General features: G+C 71.3%; 12 protein-coding genes and 3 pseudogenes. 7 read left to right on the forward strand and 8 right to left on the reverse strand.

Annotated elements, in window-relative coordinates:
- The 4 genes and pseudogenes from AB0I77_RS47740 to AB0I77_RS47755 form a co-directional block, all read left to right on the forward strand.
- Positions 1 to 216: pseudogene (locus tag AB0I77_RS47740) on the forward strand (hypothetical protein); the annotation flags it as partial.
- Between the two features lie 149 nt (positions 217 to 365).
- A pseudogene (locus AB0I77_RS47745) lies at positions 366 to 1,706 on the forward strand (aldehyde dehydrogenase family protein); the annotation flags it as partial.
- 688 nt (positions 1,707 to 2,394) lie between these two features.
- Positions 2,395 to 2,679: pseudogene (locus AB0I77_RS47750) on the forward strand (alcohol dehydrogenase catalytic domain-containing protein); the annotation flags it as partial.
- Between the two features lie 59 nt (positions 2,680 to 2,738).
- Positions 2,739 to 3,314, forward strand: a complete 576-nt coding sequence (locus AB0I77_RS47755; protein WP_363289237.1) for a zinc-binding dehydrogenase — start codon at positions 2,739 to 2,741, stop codon at positions 3,312 to 3,314.
- 171 nt (positions 3,315 to 3,485) lie between these two features.
- Here AB0I77_RS47755 and AB0I77_RS47760 read toward each other — a convergent pair whose 3' ends face one another.
- The 7 genes from AB0I77_RS47760 to AB0I77_RS47790 all read right to left on the reverse strand — a co-directional run bounded on the left by AB0I77_RS47760 (position 3,486) and on the right by AB0I77_RS47790 (position 11,377).
- Entirely contained in the window at positions 3,486 to 4,973 is a 1,488-nt protein-coding gene (locus AB0I77_RS47760) for a UDP-N-acetylmuramoyl-L-alanyl-D-glutamate--2,6-diaminopimelate ligase (protein ID WP_363289283.1), read from the reverse strand.
- A 270-nt stretch (positions 4,974 to 5,243) separates the two neighbouring features.
- Entirely contained in the window at positions 5,244 to 5,396 is a 153-nt protein-coding gene (locus AB0I77_RS47765) for a hypothetical protein (RefSeq protein WP_363289238.1), read from the reverse strand.
- A gap of 143 nt (positions 5,397 to 5,539) precedes the next feature.
- Complete coding sequence (locus tag AB0I77_RS47770; RefSeq protein ID WP_363289239.1) at positions 5,540 to 6,406, reverse strand: dioxygenase; 867 nt, start codon at positions 6,404 to 6,406, stop codon at positions 5,540 to 5,542.
- The gene (locus AB0I77_RS47775) at positions 6,399 to 7,532 is read right to left on the reverse strand and encodes a maleylacetate reductase (RefSeq protein ID WP_363289240.1); all 1,134 of its coding nucleotides are present in this window, start codon (positions 7,530 to 7,532) and stop codon (positions 6,399 to 6,401) included. The genes AB0I77_RS47770 and AB0I77_RS47775 overlap by 8 nt, the downstream gene beginning before the upstream one ends.
- Positions 7,529 to 8,821 carry an MFS transporter gene (locus AB0I77_RS47780; RefSeq protein WP_363289241.1) on the reverse strand — a complete coding sequence of 431 codons (1,293 nt, stop codon included), beginning with the start codon at positions 8,819 to 8,821 and terminating at the stop codon, positions 7,529 to 7,531. Before AB0I77_RS47780 ends, AB0I77_RS47775 begins: the two co-directional genes overlap by 4 nt.
- A complete protein-coding gene (locus AB0I77_RS47785; RefSeq protein ID WP_363289242.1) occupies positions 8,818 to 10,368 on the reverse strand; it encodes a bifunctional 3-(3-hydroxy-phenyl)propionate/3-hydroxycinnamic acid hydroxylase in 1,551 nt (516 codons plus the stop codon). Before AB0I77_RS47785 ends, AB0I77_RS47780 begins: the two co-directional genes overlap by 4 nt.
- A gap of 28 nt (positions 10,369 to 10,396) precedes the next feature.
- Positions 10,397 to 11,377, reverse strand: a complete 981-nt coding sequence (locus tag AB0I77_RS47790) for an amidohydrolase family protein (protein WP_363289243.1) — start codon at positions 11,375 to 11,377, stop codon at positions 10,397 to 10,399.
- A 206-nt stretch (positions 11,378 to 11,583) separates the two neighbouring features.
- Here AB0I77_RS47790 and AB0I77_RS47795 point away from each other — a divergent pair, with 206 nt between their 5' ends.
- Positions 11,584 to 12,375, forward strand: a complete 792-nt coding sequence (locus AB0I77_RS47795; RefSeq protein ID WP_363289244.1) for an IclR family transcriptional regulator — start codon at positions 11,584 to 11,586, stop codon at positions 12,373 to 12,375.
- A 5-nt stretch (positions 12,376 to 12,380) separates the two neighbouring features.
- Here the strand turns inward: AB0I77_RS47795 and AB0I77_RS47800 are convergent, their stop codons facing one another.
- Positions 12,381 to 13,190: a PaaX family transcriptional regulator C-terminal domain-containing protein gene (locus AB0I77_RS47800; protein WP_363289245.1), complete on the reverse strand. Its 810-nt coding sequence runs from the start codon at positions 13,188 to 13,190 to the stop codon at positions 12,381 to 12,383.
- 182 nt (positions 13,191 to 13,372) lie between these two features.
- Here AB0I77_RS47800 and AB0I77_RS47805 point away from each other — a divergent pair, with 182 nt between their 5' ends.
- The gene (locus AB0I77_RS47805; protein WP_363289246.1) at positions 13,373 to 14,908 is read left to right on the forward strand and encodes an FAD-dependent monooxygenase; all 1,536 of its coding nucleotides are present in this window, start codon (positions 13,373 to 13,375) and stop codon (positions 14,906 to 14,908) included.
- A 2-nt stretch (positions 14,909 to 14,910) separates the two neighbouring features.
- Positions 14,911 to 16,956: an acetate--CoA ligase family protein gene (locus AB0I77_RS47810; protein WP_363289247.1), complete on the forward strand. Its 2,046-nt coding sequence runs from the start codon at positions 14,911 to 14,913 to the stop codon at positions 16,954 to 16,956.
- Positions 16,957 to 16,958: the final 2 nt, after the last annotated feature.

Raw genomic sequence — 16,958 nt, forward strand, 5'->3', positions numbered from 1 at the left:
AACATCCCCTGGGCGATGACGCCCGAGGACGTGGCGTCGGCCAGCCTGGCCGGGCTGCGCCTCGGTGAGACCGTCTGTGCCCCTGGTCTGGAGGGGCAGGACTCCGCACTGGATGCCTTGCTCACCGCGGAGACCGCTTTTGTCGCGGGCGGCAACCAGCCCACACTCGCGGCTCGTTACGCGGATCTGCCCTCAACTCTTGGCGCTGAGTCATGAGAGGGTCACCAGAGAGTCTGCGATTTCTTCCCGGTACCGGAGCCGAGTTCGCCCGGTACCCCGTGGCCGGCGAGGAAGAAGCGGCCGCAGCCGTCGCTGCCGCCCGTTCGGTCTCCGGGCCCTGGTGAGACCTCGGATTCGAGAGCCGCGCGGAGCGGCTGCGCGCGTGGCGGCGGGAGATGGCCGTGAGCGGTGAGGAGGGGGCCGCCCTCATTCACGCCGAGAACGGCAAGCCCCTGGACGACGCCCGCGTGGAGGTGCTCGGGATTCTGGAGCACGTGCAGTACGCCATCGAGAACGCCGAGCGCGTGCTGGGACGCCGGGAGGTACCCGGCAGCCCCACCGTGCCCAATCAGCGTGCGTGGGTCGAATACCAGCCCTACGGCGTCGTCGGTGTCATCGGCCCGTGGAACTTCCCCCTGCTCACGCCGGGGGCCATCCTGATCGAGGCGATCGCGGCCGGAAACGCCGCCATCCTCAAGCCCAGCCAGATCACGCCCGGTGTCGGGGAGTGGCTCGTCCGGGCCTGGCGGCGTGCGGTCCCCGACTTCCCGAACGCCCTCCAGTGCCTCAACGGGTTCGGGGCCACCGGCGGAGCGCTCATCGAGGCCGGCCTGAACAAGCTCGCGTTCACCGGCAGCGTCACCACCGGCAAGACGGTGGCCGCCCAGTGCGCGCAGACCCTCACCCCCGTTCTGCTGGAACTCGGCGGGAAGGACGGCGTCATCGTGGCCGAGGACGCCGACCTGGACGAAGCCGCCAAGCACGTCGTATGGGGCGCCCTGCAGAACACCGGGCACGGCTGCATCAGTCTCGAAGTGGCCTACGTCGTCAAGTCGGTTCACGACGCGTTCGTCGAGAAGGTCAGCGACCTTGCCCAGCAGGTACCCGTCGGAAGCGACGAGGACGCGGAGATCGGGCCGGTTCCCCTGCCCACCCAGATCCCGATCATCCGGGAGCACATCCAGGACGCTCTCGAGCGCGGCGCGACAGCCACCGTCGGTGGCGTCGAGGCAGTGGGGGAGCGCTATGTCACCCCCACCATCCTCGTCGGCGTGACTGCCGACTCCCTGGCGGCGACGGAGGAGACGTTCGGGCCCACGCTCGCCGTCGTCAAGGTCACCGACACCGATGAGGCCGTCGCGCACATCAACGCCGGCCGGTACGGGCTGGGCAGCGCCGTCTTCAGCCGCGACCGCGGCGAAGCCGTCGCCCGTCAACTCCGCGTCGGAATGACCAGCATCAACGACGCCCTGGTGTTCTCCATCAACCCCGCGGTGCCCTTCGGCGGTCGCGGCGACAGCGGTTACGGGCGCAAGCAGGGCGAGGACGGCTTACGGGAGTTCGCGTACCCGCACTCCTTCACCGCCAAGACCGGCCCCGCTCAGTTCTCGGCCACCACCTTCGGCAGGCCCGCGGGCGCGATGGCGGGAGCCCTCGCCGGCGTGCGCGACAGGATCCTGGCCGAGGGCGGCGAGAGGACCGACTGATCAAAGCCGCCGGACGTCGGCCGGCCGATGGTGCGAGCCGACCACAAGCAGCCGACCACCAGCAGCCGACGTCCTGACCGCCGCCATACCCCCGACGGCCGCGGCTCCAAGGGCCATCGGACCACTCGGGAACAACGCGCACCTTCGTGGAGTGCGACAGCCATGGGCAGGACCCCGGCAACCACCCGCGCACCATCGAGGGAGAGCGGACATGTCCGACGCACGTCCCTTCCAAGCCGTGACCCCACCCGGCGAGCCCCCGACCTCGGCCACCCGGCGAAGATTCATCGCCGCGATCGCCGCGACCGCCGCTGCCTCAGGAGTCGCCGTGGTTGGCGGCCTGGCCGCGGGACAGCCCGCGCTCGCGGCAGAGGCGGTGCTCGGCAGGCGTCCCGAGGCCGCAACGCCAAAAAGGAGAAGAAGATGCGCATCGTGGCCGTGGAAGAGGCGTTCTCCGTTCCCGGAGCCATCCGGCAGGAGGTAGCGATCCGTCAGCACATGGGTCCATCGACTACCCGTTCGAGTCCAGCGCGGAGGCGGTCGGATTCCTGCGCACCGCACCGTACGCACCCGCCGACCTCGCGCGCATCGCGCACGGCAATGCCGACCGCGTTCTGGGGCTGTGAACGACCGACAGCCCGCGTAATCCCGCTTTTTCCTCACCCACGGTTCGATCAGAGGAGTCACGATGCCGAAAGCAGTGCGATTCGCGGAGTACGGGGGCATCGACGTCCTGAACGTGGTCGACGTCGAACGGCCCGGGCCCAGCGAACGCCAAGTACTCGTCAAGGTGGTGGCCGCCGGGATCAACCCGGGCGAGGCCGTGATCCGGCAGGGGTTCTTCCACGACAGGTTTCCGGCGACGTTCCCGTCGGGTCAGGGCAGCGACCTCGCCGGGATCGTCGAGGAACTCGGCGCAGGAGTCACCGGATTCGACGTCGGTGACGAGGTGATCGGCTTCACCAACCAGCGGGCCAGCCACGCCGAGTACGTGATCGTGGAGGAGGACCAGCTCACCCCCGACCGGCGGGCGTGCCGTGGGAGCAGGCAGGTGCGCTGTTCATCGCCGGAACCACGGCATACGCGGCGGTCCACGCCGTCAGAGCCGGGCGTGGCGAGACCGTCGTCGTCTCCGGAGCCGCCGGCGGGGTGGGCTCTCTCGTCGTACAACTCGCGCGGCACACCGGGGCCACGGTCATCGGTCTGGCGAGCGAGCCCCACCACGCTTGGCTCACCCGGCAGGGAGCGATCCCGCTGACCTACGGAGAGGGCGTCGGCGAGCGCATCCGCGCCGCGGCCGACGGCTCGATCGACGCCTTCATCGACACCTTCGGCGCTCCCTACATCGAACTGGCGCTGGAACTCGGCGTGCCCAGTGAACGGGTCAACACGATCATCGACTTCGCGGGCGCGGCGAAGCACGGCACCAAGGCGGACGGCTGCGCGGAGGCGGCAAGCGCCGACGTCCTGCGGGAACTCGGCACACTGATCGCCGACGGTGATCTGGAAATCCCCATCGCCTGTGTCTACCGGCTCGACGAAGTCCGCGACGCCTTCCGGGAACTGGAACGCCGTCACACAAACGGCAAGATCGTTCTCAGGCCCTGACAGAACCTCATCCCTCCGTTCACCAGGCTCTCGAAGTCCTTTGGCGCCCTGGCCCGGTCCCCGGGGAGCCCGTTGGGGTAAGCGGCTGCCGTTGCCCTCGGAGCGCCAAGAGCACGGCCGCCTTCGAAGCAGCCGTGCACCAGTGCCCCGGCAGGATCCGTCAGAAGGGCCCTAGCCCCGGGTGAGTTCGAGCACGGTTGCCATGTCGCTGAAGGGGAGCAGTTCGTCGCCGACGATCTGGTGGGGCTCGCTGCCCTTGCCGGCGATCAGGACGATGTCGTCCGGGCGCGCGGCGGAGAGCGCGAAGGCGACAGCCTGACGGCGGTCGGTGAGCCGTTCGAACGGTGTACCGGTCGCCTCGATGCCGGGGGCGATCTGGTCCAGGATGGCCTGCGGGTCTTCGTTTCGGGGGTTGTCCGAGGTGAGGACGCACAGGTCGGAGTGGGTTCCGGCGATCCGGCCCATGTCCGCCCGCTTGGTGGTGTCCCGGTCCCCGCCGCAGCCGAAGACGGTGATCACCCGGCCACGTGCGAAGCCGCGGATGGTGGTCAGCACCTTGTCCAGGGAGTCCGGCGAGTGGGCGTAGTCCACGATCACCGACGTGCCGCGCGGCGTCAGGAAGCGCTCGAACCGGCCCGGGATCGCGGGCATCCGGTCGAGGGCGGCGACCAGCCCGCCCAGATCGTGGCCCAGCAGGTGACAGGCCGCCACTGTGGCCAGCGCGTTGGCCACCGAGAAGCGGCCCGGGACGGGGATCGCCGCCGGATACTTGCGGCCGTCGTGGTGCAGGATGAAACGCGTGCCGGAGGCGTCCACGGAGAGGTCGGTGGCCCGGTAGTCCGCCTCGGCGTCCAGGGCGTACGTGGTCACCGCGTCTGGCATCAGCGCCTGGATCCCGGCGCCCACCGGGTCGTCGGCGTTGACCACGGCGCGGCGGCACAGGCCCTGGAACAGACGCAGCTTGGCGTCCCGGTAGTTCGCCATCGTTCCGTGATCGTCCAGGTGGTCCTGCGTCAGGTTGGTGAAGATGCCGACGTCGATGAACGTACGGTCCACCCGGTGGGTCAGCAGCGCCATGGACGTGGCTTCCAGTACCGCGCTGCCGACTCCGCGGTCGCGCATGCACCCCAGCAGGTACTGGAGGTCCGGCGACTCCGGCGTGGTCAGCACCGACCTCGGCATCGGGATCAGCTCGTCGCCGATCCGGCTGCCGGCGGTCCCGATGACCCCCACCTTCGCGCCCTCGGAGATCCGCAGCACCGACTCGACCATGTACGACACCGACGTCTTGCCGTTGGTACCGGTGATCGCGACCATGTCCATCTGCCGGCCCGGCTCACCGAAGTAGCGCGAGGCGACGACCGCGGCCGCCGTCCGGGTGTCCGGCACCCGTACGACGCACACCTCGGGAGCCGACGCCCACACCGATGCCGCGGGCGCCGGCGTCGAGGCGTCGACGAGTACCGCCGCCGCGCCGCGGGCGAGGGCCGGGGCCACCGAGTCGGGGCCGCCTTCACGGTGGCCGGGCACGGCGATGAACAGCGAACCCGGCGTCACCCGGTCGGCGTCGAAGGTCGTTCCCGCGGTGATCTCCGTCCTCGCCGGGTCGCCCTGGAGAACGTCGTGCTCCTGCCCGGCCAGCAACTCGCGCAGCTTCACAGTGATCCCTTCGAAGGTGGCTCGGGCCCTCGTGAGGCCGTCGCCAGGCGGCAGCCCCGGCGGTGCGCCGTAGGCCGCGGTGGTGCGGTGGTGTGATGGAGCGGGTGCGCAGGTGTCGCGGACGCGGCCGATCAGAGCCGCATGCGGCGGCTCGGGCACGCGGTCAGAAGTCCTGCGGTGGTCCCTGCCGGTGGTCCCTGCGGTGTGTCTGCGAGAGCAGCGAGCCGAGGTGAGGCCAGGGCCCCGCCTCGGGTGGAGCGCGGAAAATCGCTAGCCGTGGCCGTGCAGCGCGATACGGCCGGTCTCGGGCGCTTCGTTGTCAGCCGCGGTCGCCGGGGCGAGGGCCGCCGATCCCACGGCAGCCGGGCGCAGCCGACAGCCGGCCTGCGGCAGGCTGTCCCTCACGGCATGTATGCGACCCATGCGCAGAGTGTACGTCCGCCCGGGCGGCCCGAAAGCCGCGCACGGCAAACGCATTGGCCGGACGCGGCGGGAGTCGGACGACACAGACGCGTGATCATCGCCTCCGAGGCAGGCCTTCCGAGGCAGGGCCTCCGAGGCAGGTCTCACTCCTTCCTGAGGACGATGTCGAAGACCGTGGAGGTCCACGGGCCCGCCGGTTCTCGTCCGTCCGGCGTCGGCGTTCCGGCCTTGTGACGGTCGAAGGGGCGGATGAGGGACGCCTTCACGCCGAAGACGGAATCGGCGTCCAGGCAGGGGTCGCCCGCGACGAAGATGTGGGTGATCAGACGCCGGAAGCCGGGCGCCGTCACCATGAAGTGCAGGTGCGGCGCGCGCATCGGCGAGCGGCCGGCGTGGTCCAGGAGCCGGCCGACGGGGCCGTCGTCCGGGATCGGGTACGGCGTGGGGGTGAGCCCCCAGAACCGGTAGCGGCCCTCGGCGTCAGTGAACAGGTGCGCGCGTCCGGCGAGGGTGCCGTCGTCGTACTGGACGTCGTACATGCCGTCGTCGTCGGCCTCCCACACCTCGACGCGGGCCCCGGCGACCGGGTTGCCGTCGGTGTCCGTGACCCGGCCGCTGACCCACGACGGCTCACCGCTCGCGCCGCCCGCGATGTCCCCGCCGAGCTTGATCTCGGGCGAGTCCTGGACGAAGAACGGGCCGAGGACGGTGGACTCCGTCGACTCGCCGAGGTCCGGTTCGTTGACGGCGACGGTGAGCATGGAGATGCCGAGGACGTCCGAGAGCAGGACGAACTCCTGGCGGGTGTCGGTCGTGATGTGACCGGCCGCGGTGAGGAACTCGATCGCCGCGCCCCATTCGGCGTCGGTGAGCCTGGTCTCGCGCACGAACGCGTGGGTGTGCCGTACGAGCGCCTGCATCACCTCGCGGAACCGTTCATCCTTCGCGGTGTCGAAGCTCGCGACGACCTTGTCGGTCAGTTCCTGTTCGGTCATCGACTGTTCAGTCATCCGTGTGCACCTCCGTTCGAGGGGTGGACGGTGGGACCCGCACCGGGGTGTCGCCGCGGTACGCGCGCCCCAGCAGCTCGCGCATCTCGTCGCGGGTCACCCGGCGCGGGTTGGAGTCCGGCACCTGAGCCATGACGAGGTCGGTGGCCCGGTCGAGTTCCTCTTCCGCGAGTCCCAACTCGCGCAAGGAGCAAGGGGGTTCGAGTCTCGCGTAGAGGGCGAGCAGGGCGCCGAAGGGGTCGGTGCGTTCGTCGAGCGCCGCACCGAGGTGGCGGGCCGCGTCGGGTGCGGCGGTCAGGTTGAGGCCGACCACGTGCGGCAGGACCACCGAGTGCAGGGCGGCGTGTTCGAGGTCGTACGCGCCGCCGAGGACGTGGCACACCTTGTGGTGCAGCCCGGAGCCGGCCCCGGCGAAGGCGACCGCCCCGAGGTAGGTGCCGAAGAGGATCTCGCGGCGGGCCGTCACGTCCTGGCCGTCGGCGACGATGCGCGGCAGCGACGACGCCAGCGACCGGACTCCCTCGACGGCCAGCGCGGAGCTGATCGGGTTGTGCCGCGGTGCCCACCACGCGTCGACGCAGTGGGCGAGCGCGTTGAGCCCCGACGTCACCGAAAGCCTGGTCGGCAGCGACAGCATCAGCGTGGCGTCGTAGACGACGACGCGGGGGAGCACCTTCGGGTCGACGCCGGTGCGCTTGTGGCCGTCCTCGGTGAGGCCCCAGACGGGGGTCGCCTCGGAGCCGGCGTACGTCGTGGGGACGGCGAGGACCGGCAGCCCGGTGGTGAGCGCCGCCGCCTTCGCGGTGCCCGTCGTCGATCCTCCGCCGACGCTCAGCAGCAGGTCGGCCGCGTGCTCGCGGGCGGCTGCCCGCACGGCCTGTGCCACGTCGACCGGAACATGCGGCCTGACTCCGCCGAAGATCGCCACGACCGGGACGTTCTTGCAGATGTCCTCGGCCAGGGCTCGTTCTCCCTCTGCCGCGATCACCAGGACCCGGCGCGCGCCGAGCCCGGTGACCTCGGCCGCCACGTCGTCGCGGGCGGTACCGGAGCCGAAGACGACCCGCTGGCCCCACGACTCGTAGACGACTCGCCGGCCCCAGGACTCGTTCACGATCCGCGTCATGCCGGCACCGCTCGTGCCCGGGGTACGGCGCCCGCCGCGAACGCCCCGATGAGCGCCGGTACGGCGAAGGCGTAGAAGGCCCACTCGACGCCGGCGCCCGAGCCGAGGACGAACGCGCCCAGCGAGGGGCCCACGATCGCGCCGAACCGTCCCACCGACAGGGCCCACGCGAGGCCGTTGCCCCGCAGGGCGTCCGGGTAGCGCGTCACGATGAACGCGTTGCCCAGGATCTGCGAGCCGATGAAGCCGAATCCGCTGATGAACATGAGCACGAACATGACGGCCGTCGGCGGGCGGGTGCTCATCGCGACCAGGCTCAGGGTGCCGACCAGGAACGCGACGACCACCACGCGCTTGGCGCCCAGCGCGTCCGCGACACGTCCACCGACGATGGCACCGACTCCGACGCCCAGCCACATGGCCGCCGTCTGCAACAGCGCCGAGCCCAGCGAGAAGCCCGCGGCCTGCATGATGCTGGGCAGCCAGGCGCTGATGCCGAAGACCAGCAAGAGACCGCAGAAGGACATCGCCCAGAACAGCACGGTCGACACCGCGAGCCCGCCCGTCAGCAGCGAATTCAGGCCGAGCCAGCGACCCGGGTCGGACGTCGGGGAGGCGTCCGACGCGGCGAGGCCGAGCTTCTCCTCCACCGCTCTCGCCTCGTCCGGCCGGCCCGTACGGCTGAGGTGGAACGGGCTCTCCGGGAGCCGCAGCACGAGCGGTATGGCCAGGAACACCGGGAGCACGCCGATGACGTACATCCAGCGGTACGAGACGTCCGGGAGCATGACCGTGCCGAGCAGCGGGGAGAGCAGGGCGCCGGCCGCGTAGCCGCTCATGATCAGGGTGATGTTGCGGCTGCGGCGGGCCGGCTCGCTGAGGTCGGCGACGAAGGCGTTGATCGTCGGCAGTACGACGCCCAGACCGAGGCCGACCACGAGGCGTCCGGCGCCGAAGGACGCGGCACCGCCGGCGACCGTGCAGACCGCCATGCCGATCGAGAACAGGGCGGTGCCGGCGAGCAGCAGCCGGCGCGGACCGGTGCGGTGGACGAAGGCGCCGGCGAAGGCCGCGCCGATCAGCATCCCGATGCCGACGAGCGAGCCGATGGTGCCGGCCTCGGCCTTGTCGATCCCCAGCGAGGGGTCGCCGAGCATGGCGGGGACGGTGACGCCGTACACGGCGAGGTCGTACCCCTCCAGGGACGCGACGACCCAGGCCGCGATCAGCATGAACGTGGTCGCGGGCGCTTGGCGGACGCGCGGGAGTGTCGCGGACGGTGCGGTCATGGCCGGATCCTTTCTCCGACGATGGCAGGAGCCTGTGCCGGCTCGACTGCCATGGCAAGTGTGTCCAGAAGTGCCGGGACGTCGGACGGGACGCCGGCGGTGCCGAGGATGTAGAAGTCGGGCCGCCACAGAACGGCCCAGCGGCCGGTCTCGTCGAACCAGCGTCCGTAGACGCCGCCGACATCGGTGATCCCCTCAGTGGTGAGACGGCGGTCCGTGAGGTGGTGAACGGCCACGCCGAGCCCGGTGGCCTGCTCGGTGGTCGAGGCGTCGAGCGAGGCGCCATCACGGCCGTCGACGAGGAGGACGAAGCCACGGCCGAGCACCTCGTCGAAGAGGCCCTCACAGCCGTGCGACTCGATCCGGCCGTGCGGCATCAGGTGCCCTGCCTGCGGGGACTCGTCGCGCAGCCCTGGGCCGAGGCCCGGGAAACGCATCTTGTCCGGGCGCCCGTTCGCCTCGCGCTGGGCGATCAGGCGGGCGTCGCGCTCGGCGGCGGCCACCGGGTCGCGCATGGTCTGTACGCGGCCGAGCTCGATGCCCTGGGCGATGATGGCCCGCACATGCGGCTCGCGTTCGCTCTGGTACGTGTCGAGCAGCGCGTCGTCGGCGCCCCGCAGCACGGCGTCGAGCTTGAACGCGATGTTCTGCGCGTCGCGGACGCCCGAGCACATGCCCTGCCCGAGGAAGGGCGGCATCTGGTGGGCCGCGTCCCCGGCGAGCAGGATCCGGCCACTGCGCCAGCGGTCCGCGACGAGCGAGCGGAACGTGTACGTGGCGACACGGACGAGCTCGGCCTGCCCGCGGCCGACGTAGGCGGCGACCCGCGCCCACACCCGGTAGGGCTCCCGCTCCACGGGGAAGTCCGCCTCGGAGCCGAGCATGAAGCTGAACCGGTGGTGCCGGGGGCCCAGCGAGATGATCGAGATCGGCTGCCCGGGGTCGCAGACCTGACGGGCCTTGGGGATGTCCGCGGCACCGGTCAGGCGGAAGTCGCAGACCATCCACGGCTCGGAGAACCCGTAGTCGTCCTGGTCGATGCCGAGCGCGCGGCGGGTGAAGCTGTTGCCGCCGTCGCAGGCCACGACATACCGGGCCGAGACGGCCGTGTCGCTTCCCTCGACCTGGACGTCCACGCCGTCGTGCGTGCTCCGCACCCCGGTGACCTGGGCGTCCATCCGGATCTCGACGTTCTCCAGACCGCGCACCACACCGTCGAGGGCGTCCTCCAGGTAGGGCTGGTACATCATGTACCACTCCGCCCAGCCCTGGCCGCCGACGGCGGCGAAGTCGTGCTCGATGAGCAGCTCGCCCGCGCCGTTGCGCCATTCGTAGTTCCGCTGGACGTGCAGCGTGGGCAGCAGGGCGCCGGAGATGCCGAGGCGGTCGAACGTCCGCATCGTCTCGTCGTCGAAGATGGCGGCGCGCGGCAGGTTGTAGAGGGTGGGGTAGCGCTCCAGGACGACCACGTCGTGGCCTGCCTCGCCGAGCAGCGCCGCGGTGACCATGCCCACGGGCCCGTACCCGATGACGGCGACGTCGTACATGTGCGTTGCTCCCTTCTGCCGCTTCTGCTCAGACACCGGCGTACGCGGGGGCGAGGCCGAGGAGTTTCTCGGCGTTCTGGTGGCCGATCTTGCGCCGGTCGGCGTCGCTGATCGGCGCGTCGCGCAGGAACGTCGTGGCCGTCCCCATGTCCTCGAAGGGGTAGTCGGTGCCGAACAGGATGTGGTCGGCGCCCATCGACAGCAGGGCGGTGAGCAGCGGGGCGGGGGAGCAGACGCCGCTGGTCGTGATGTAGAGGTTGTGCCGGATGTACTCCGAGGGGCGCTCGCGCTTGAGCTCGATGCCGTGGTGTGCGTGGAACTCCCAGCGGGAGTCCATGCGCCACATCACGTAGGGCAGTCCCTCTCCCATGTGGCCGAGGAGCAGCTTGGCGTTCGGGAAGTCGTCGAAGACGCCGCCGAAGATCAGGCGCAGGACGTGGGTGGCGGTGTCGACTCCCCAGCTCCACATCGGTCCGACGAGCTCGGGATGCCCGGACAGCACATGCGAGGTGTCGACGCCGTTGGCCGGGTGCAGATAGAGCGGTACGCCGAGGTGTTCGGCGCGCTCCCAGACGACGCGCAGGGCGGGGTCGTCCAGGTACATCCCGTGGGTGTGCGCGTTGACCAGGGCGCCGCGCAGGCCGAGCTGGGTGACCGCGCGTTCCAGTTCGTCGGCCGCGGCCTTGGGGTCCTGGAGGGGCAGGGCGCCGAAGCCCGAGAAGCGGTCAGGGTGCTCGGCGATGACGCCGGCGAGGAAGTCGTTGACCGTGGCCGCCTGGCGTACGGCGGCCTCCGGGTCCTTCTCCGCCTGGATGCCGGGGGAGTTCAGGGAAAGCACCTGCATGTCCAGGCCGGCGGCGTCCATGCCGTCGAGGCGTTCCTCGGTGAGGTCGAGGAGCCGTCGGGAGGCCTCGGCCCAGGCGCTCGGCTGGGCGATGGACGCGGTCGACGCGCCATGGCCCACCAGGTCGGGGGTCACGAAGTGTTCTTCGAGGGCGATCAGCTTCATTGCGGAGTTCTCCTCGGTGAGCTGGTGAGCTGGGGAGCTGGGGATCTGCGGGATCGGAATCTCGTATGCGATCCAGGTGCGCCGCAGTTCACCAGAACGTAATGCGTTCCGCAATAGTGAATGTAAGATCGCTTTGTAACGGAGACCGGTCGGCCGCCTCGATAGGCTGACCGCGTTCATGCACCGGCAGGGGAGAAGGCTGCGCTGTGACCACGACTGACCCCAGGGAGAACAGGGAGAACGGGGAGCGTCAGGGCATCCAGTCCGTCGAGATGGCTATGCGGGTCCTGCTGGCGCTGGAGACCGGCGGCGGGGCGCTGAGCCTGTCGGCGATCGCGCAGGCGAGCGGAATGCAGCCCAGCAAGGTGCACCGCTACCTCGTCAGCCTCGGCCGCATAGGGCTGACCTCGCAGGATCCCGCCTCGGGCCTCTACGACTTCGGGGCCGCGATGCGCCGCCTGGGCGCCGAGTCGCTGCGCCGCACCAACGAGGTGGCGGTGGCGAGCGGCCACGCGACGCGGCTGCGGGACCGCACGGGCCACTCCGTGAACCTCGCGGTCTGGGGGGACCGCGGCCCGATCGTGGTGAGCTGGGCCTACGGCACCCGCCCGCTGCCCCTGACGGTGCGCGTCGGCGCCACGCTTCCCCTGCTCACCTCATCCGTGGGCCAGGTCTTCCTGGCCCATCTGCCCGAGAGCCTCACCGACGAGGTGCTGGGCGGGGAGCTGCGCGGCAAGGAGGCCGACTGGCCGGCCGAGCGGCTCACGGCGACCCGGGCACAGATCCGGGAACAGGGGCATGTCGTGACGCACAGCGGGGTCATCCCGGGCATCGTCTCGGTCGCCGCTCCCGTCTTCGCGGCGAACGACCCGCTGCCGCTCGCGGTGTCTGTGGTCCTGCCCGAGAGCCTCGCCACCCCGGAGCACCTCGCCGAGGTGACCGGCGAGCTGCACGACACCGTGGCCGCGGCCTCGCACGAGCTGGGGCATCTGTCGTAAGCGCCCTACTCCACGGGGCGCGGACCGGCCACCTCGTCGTAGTAGGACTCGGCCGAGGGGCCGAGGATCTCGTGGGCCTCCAGGAACATCGCGTGCGCCTCGTGGCCCACCCAGCCCGCCGGGAGGAGTTCGGTCGGCAGGTCGGGGTCGCGGAAGGGGAACTTGCGGTAGTCGTACGTCAGCCGCATGCGCTCGACCAGCGCCTCCTCGGGGGTGAGGTGCCCGGCCCGGTACGACGGCATGCGGCTGCGGTAGGTGCGCAGCAGCTCGCGGTAGTCCTCGTTGAGGGCGGCGAGGTCCCAGCTGCGCGCCGCCATCTCACGGTCGACGGGCAGCCCGCCGGACTGGCAGCGCAGGGTGTCCAGGCGTACGGCCGGCTCGTCCGCGAACTTCTCGCGGACCTGCTGGAGGCGGTCGTGCGGGGAGACGTAGGTGGACGGAGCGAGCGGGCCGAAGCCCAGCCAGGCCAGGTCCTTGCGGATGCGGTCACGCATGCCGCGCTCTGTCTCCGGGACCGAGTAGATGACCATGTACCAGTGCCGGTCCCAGTCGGACGGCGCCCGGTCGAAGATGCGTGAGCGGCCCTCGTCGAGGAGCTGGAGGCTGCGCTTGTTGAGCGCGTAGAGCGTCTCCCGGCCCTCGCGCCGCACGTCGAACCAGCCCTCCTTGCGCAGGCGCGCGAGGACCACCCGCACCGTGCTCTCGCCGACACCGAAGCAGCCCATCAGAGTGCTGAGGGTGCGCAGCCGCGCGGTGCCGCCGCGGTAGCGGACGTAGTCGCCGAACAGGTCGAAGACGATCGATCGAGGCTTCACGAAACCGACTATGTCATACGGACGACCGTCGTGAAGATGGATCATCGAGGCACAAGAACCCGGGCCCGCACCGGGAAAACAGACTCGCTCATGCGCGACAAATTATTGACGTCCGTGGATCCATTGACACAAGACGCTCGCGGGCCGAGGCTGGGGCTGTACTCGACGTGGAGGCAGGAACCATGGTTTCTCGGATCGCTTGCGTGGGAGGCGGCCCCGGCGGGCTGTTCTTCGCCGCACTCATCAAGCAGGCCGATCCGTCGGTCGAGGTGACCGTCTTCGAGCGCAACCGCGCGGAGGACACCTTCGGCTTCGGTGTGGTGTTCTCGGACGCGACCCTGGCGGCCATCCACGCGGCGGACCCGGTGCTGCGCACGGCTCTCGCCGAGGACGGCCGGCACTGGGACGACATCGAGGTGCGGCTGAAGGGACAGCGGATCCGGTGCGGGGGCAACGGCATGGCCGCCATCACCCGCAAGACCCTCCTCCAGCTGCTGCGCCGGCGGGCCGAGGAGGTCGGCGTCGAGCTCCGGTTCAGCCACGAGGTCCCCGCGGATCCGGCGCAGCTGGCCGACTACGACCTGATCGTGGCCGCCGACGGGGCGAACTCCCGCTTCCGTGACCGTCTCGCCGACGTGCTCGTGCCGGAAGTGGAGGTGGCGACCGCCAAGTTCATCTGGTTCGGCACGGACTACCTCTTCGACGGACTGACCTTCGTCCACGAACAGGGCCCGCACGGCACCTTCGCCGTGCACGGCTACCCGATCGGCGGCGGCGTCAGCACCTTCATCGTGGAGACGGACGAGGAGTCCTGGCGGCGAGCCGGACTCGACGAGTTCGACACCGCGCAGCCGCCGGGCCCGAGCGACGACAAGAGCAAGCAGTACCTGGAGAAGCTCTTCGCCGAACAGATCGACGGGCACGAACTGCTGGTCAACAACTCGCGCTGGGGCAACTTCCGCACCCTGCGCACCCACCGCTGGCACAGCGGCAACGTCGTCCTCCTCGGCGACGCGGCGCACACCGCCCACTTCTCCGTCGGCTCCGGTACCAAGATGGCGATGGAGGACGCCGTGGCGCTCGCCGACAGCGTCCTCGCCCACCGCGACGACCTGCCGAGCGCCCTGGAGGCGTACGAGGCGGCGCGGCGGCCCTCGGTGGAGAAGATCCAGGGCTCCGCCCGGCCGAGCCTGTCCTGGTGGGAGAACTTCGGGCGCTATCACGACGCGTTCGATCCGAAGCGGTTCACCTTCCACTTCATCTCCCGCAGCATCGGCAAGGAGCGGATCGCGCGCCGCGACCCGGAGTTCGTCGACACGGTCGTACGGGACTGGCGGTCGGCGCACGACGGTCTCGATCCCCTGGACACGCCATTCAGGGAGTTCGACGGACGGCGGCTGACCGCGGCGGAGCTCGCGGCCCTGCGCACCGAAGGGTGCCTGTGGCTCACCGCACCGGAGGGCGAGGCTGAACTGCCGTACCTCTACGACGAGTTGGCCGACGACTTGAACGGTGACGCACCGCCGGACCTGGTCGCCGTACAGGGCGGAACCCCGCTCACCCGGTCGCTGCTCGCGGAGCAGTCCCGGCTGGTGCACGGCATACCCGTGCTGATCGTGGAGGACGGGATGGACGACGACCGGGCCGAGACGCTGCTGCTGTCCGGGCGCGCCGATCTGGTGGGGCGTGCCGATCTGGTGGGACGTGAGCAGGCGTGACCATGAACCTGACGCCGATGTTCGCGCCCGAGGGCGTGGTCGTGATCGGCGCCTCGCGGCAGAGCGGCAAGCTGGGCGCCGCCATGGCCCGGTCCCTGGCCGCCTTCCCCGGCGCCCGTGCCCTGGTCAATTCGCGCCGCCCCGACCCCGAGGCGGGCGTGTACGCCTCGGTCAGAGAAGCGGTCGCGCACACCGGCGGACGACTCGATCTGGCCGTCCTCTGCGTGCCCGCGGCCGGCAGCGCCGACGCGCTCGCCGAAGCGGCCGCCGCCGGCTGCCGTGCCGCGCTGGTCTGCGCCGGCGGTTTCGGCGAGGCGGGCCCGGAGGGCGAGGAGCACGCGGACGCACTGCGCCGCGTCGCCCAGCAGACGGGGATCCGGATTCTCGGCCCCAACACCTCCGGCTTCTTCGCCCCTCACCTGGGACTCACGGCCAGCTTCGTGCCCGCGGCGGGACAGGTCCCGGCCGGCGACATCGCGGTGGTCGCGGCCAGCGGCGGCGTCAACCACGCGCTCTCCTTCGACCTCGTCGCCGTCGGGAACGGGATCAGCCTCGGCGTCGGCATCGGGGCAGGCCTCGACGTCACCGCCGCGGACGTCCTCGAACACCTCGTGGGGGACGGTCGTACGACGGCCGTGGCACTGCATCTGGAGACGGTTCCGGACGGGCCACGGCTCGTGAACGCCGTACGCCTGCTGGCCGCCGTCAAGCCGGTCGTCGCGCTGGTCGTCGGGCGCAGCGACGTCGGCGACTTCGCCCGCTCGCACACCGGGGCGCTCGCCACCTCCTGGCGCACCACGCGGGCCGCGCTGCGGCAGGCCGGAGCGGTGGTCGTGGACGACGAACGGGAGATGGTGGACGCGCTCACCGCGCTCTCCCGCATCCAGCTGCGCCCCCACCCGGACCCGGGCCTCGGCATCGTGACCGCCCAGGCCGGGCCGGGACTGCTGCTCGCGGACCGCGCGGGGGCCGACGGCATCCGGATGCCGGAGCTGAGCGAGACCACCCAGGGCACGCTGAGCGAGCTGCTGCCCCCACTCACCTACCAGCGCAATCCGGTCGACACCGGCCGGCCCGCCGAGACCTTCGCCCGCGTCCTCGCCGCGACGGCCGCGGACGAGGCGGTGGACCTGCTCGCCGTCTACGCCCTGACCGAGCCCGACAGCGTCGACCTCGCCTCGGCCGCCCAGGCCGCCGGACTCGGGGCGGACTCCCCGGCCGTCGTGGTCGTCGGCGGCCTGCCCGAGGACGTCGCCGAGCAGCGGGCACGGCTGCACAAGGCGGGGATTCCGGCGCTGACCGGACCGGCTTCGGCCGCGGGCGCCGTACGGGCGCTGGTGACGCATGCGCGACAGCGGGCCGTGCGGGATGACGCGCCGTTGCGGGCGACGGCGGTCTCCGTGCCGTCCGGCCCGCTGGACGAGGACGCCGCCAAGACCTTCCTCGCCAGGCTGGGCATCCGCACCCCGGACCGCGTCGCCTGCGATTCCCGCGCCGACGCCCACTACGCCCTGGGCCGGCTGGGCGGGCCCGTCGCGGTCAAGGTGCTCGACGCCGCGATCCTGCACAAGACGGAGATCGGCGGGGTCCACCTCGGTGTCCGCACCCCCGACGAACTCGACGCGGCGCTCGACGCCATCGGCCCCGACCGCCGCTACCTGGTCGAGGCGATGGCTCCGGCAGGCGTCGACCTCGTGCTCGGCGTGCGCAGGGACCCCGTGTTCGGGCCGGTCGTCCTCGTGGGGCTGGGCGGCACGGCCGCCGAGGCGCTCGCCGACGTGGCGATCCGGCTCGCCCCGCTGTCCGTCGCCGAGGCCGCCTCGATGCCCGACGACCTGGGCGCCCGCGCCCTGCTCGACGGCTGGCGCGGGGGGCCGGGACTGGACCGGGCCGAGTTCGGGCGGGTCGCCGCCGCACTCGCCGCCGCCCTGGCCGCGAGCCCGGACACCGCCGAGATCGAGATCAACCCGCTGCGCCTCACCGCCGACGGACTGATCGCACTGGACGCCGTGATCGTCCCCGCCGCTCCACCCGCACAGGACCGCTAAGG

The organism is Streptomyces sp. NPDC050619, from assembly GCF_040654815.1.
Classification (GTDB): Bacteria; Actinomycetota; Actinomycetes; order Streptomycetales; family Streptomycetaceae; genus Streptomyces.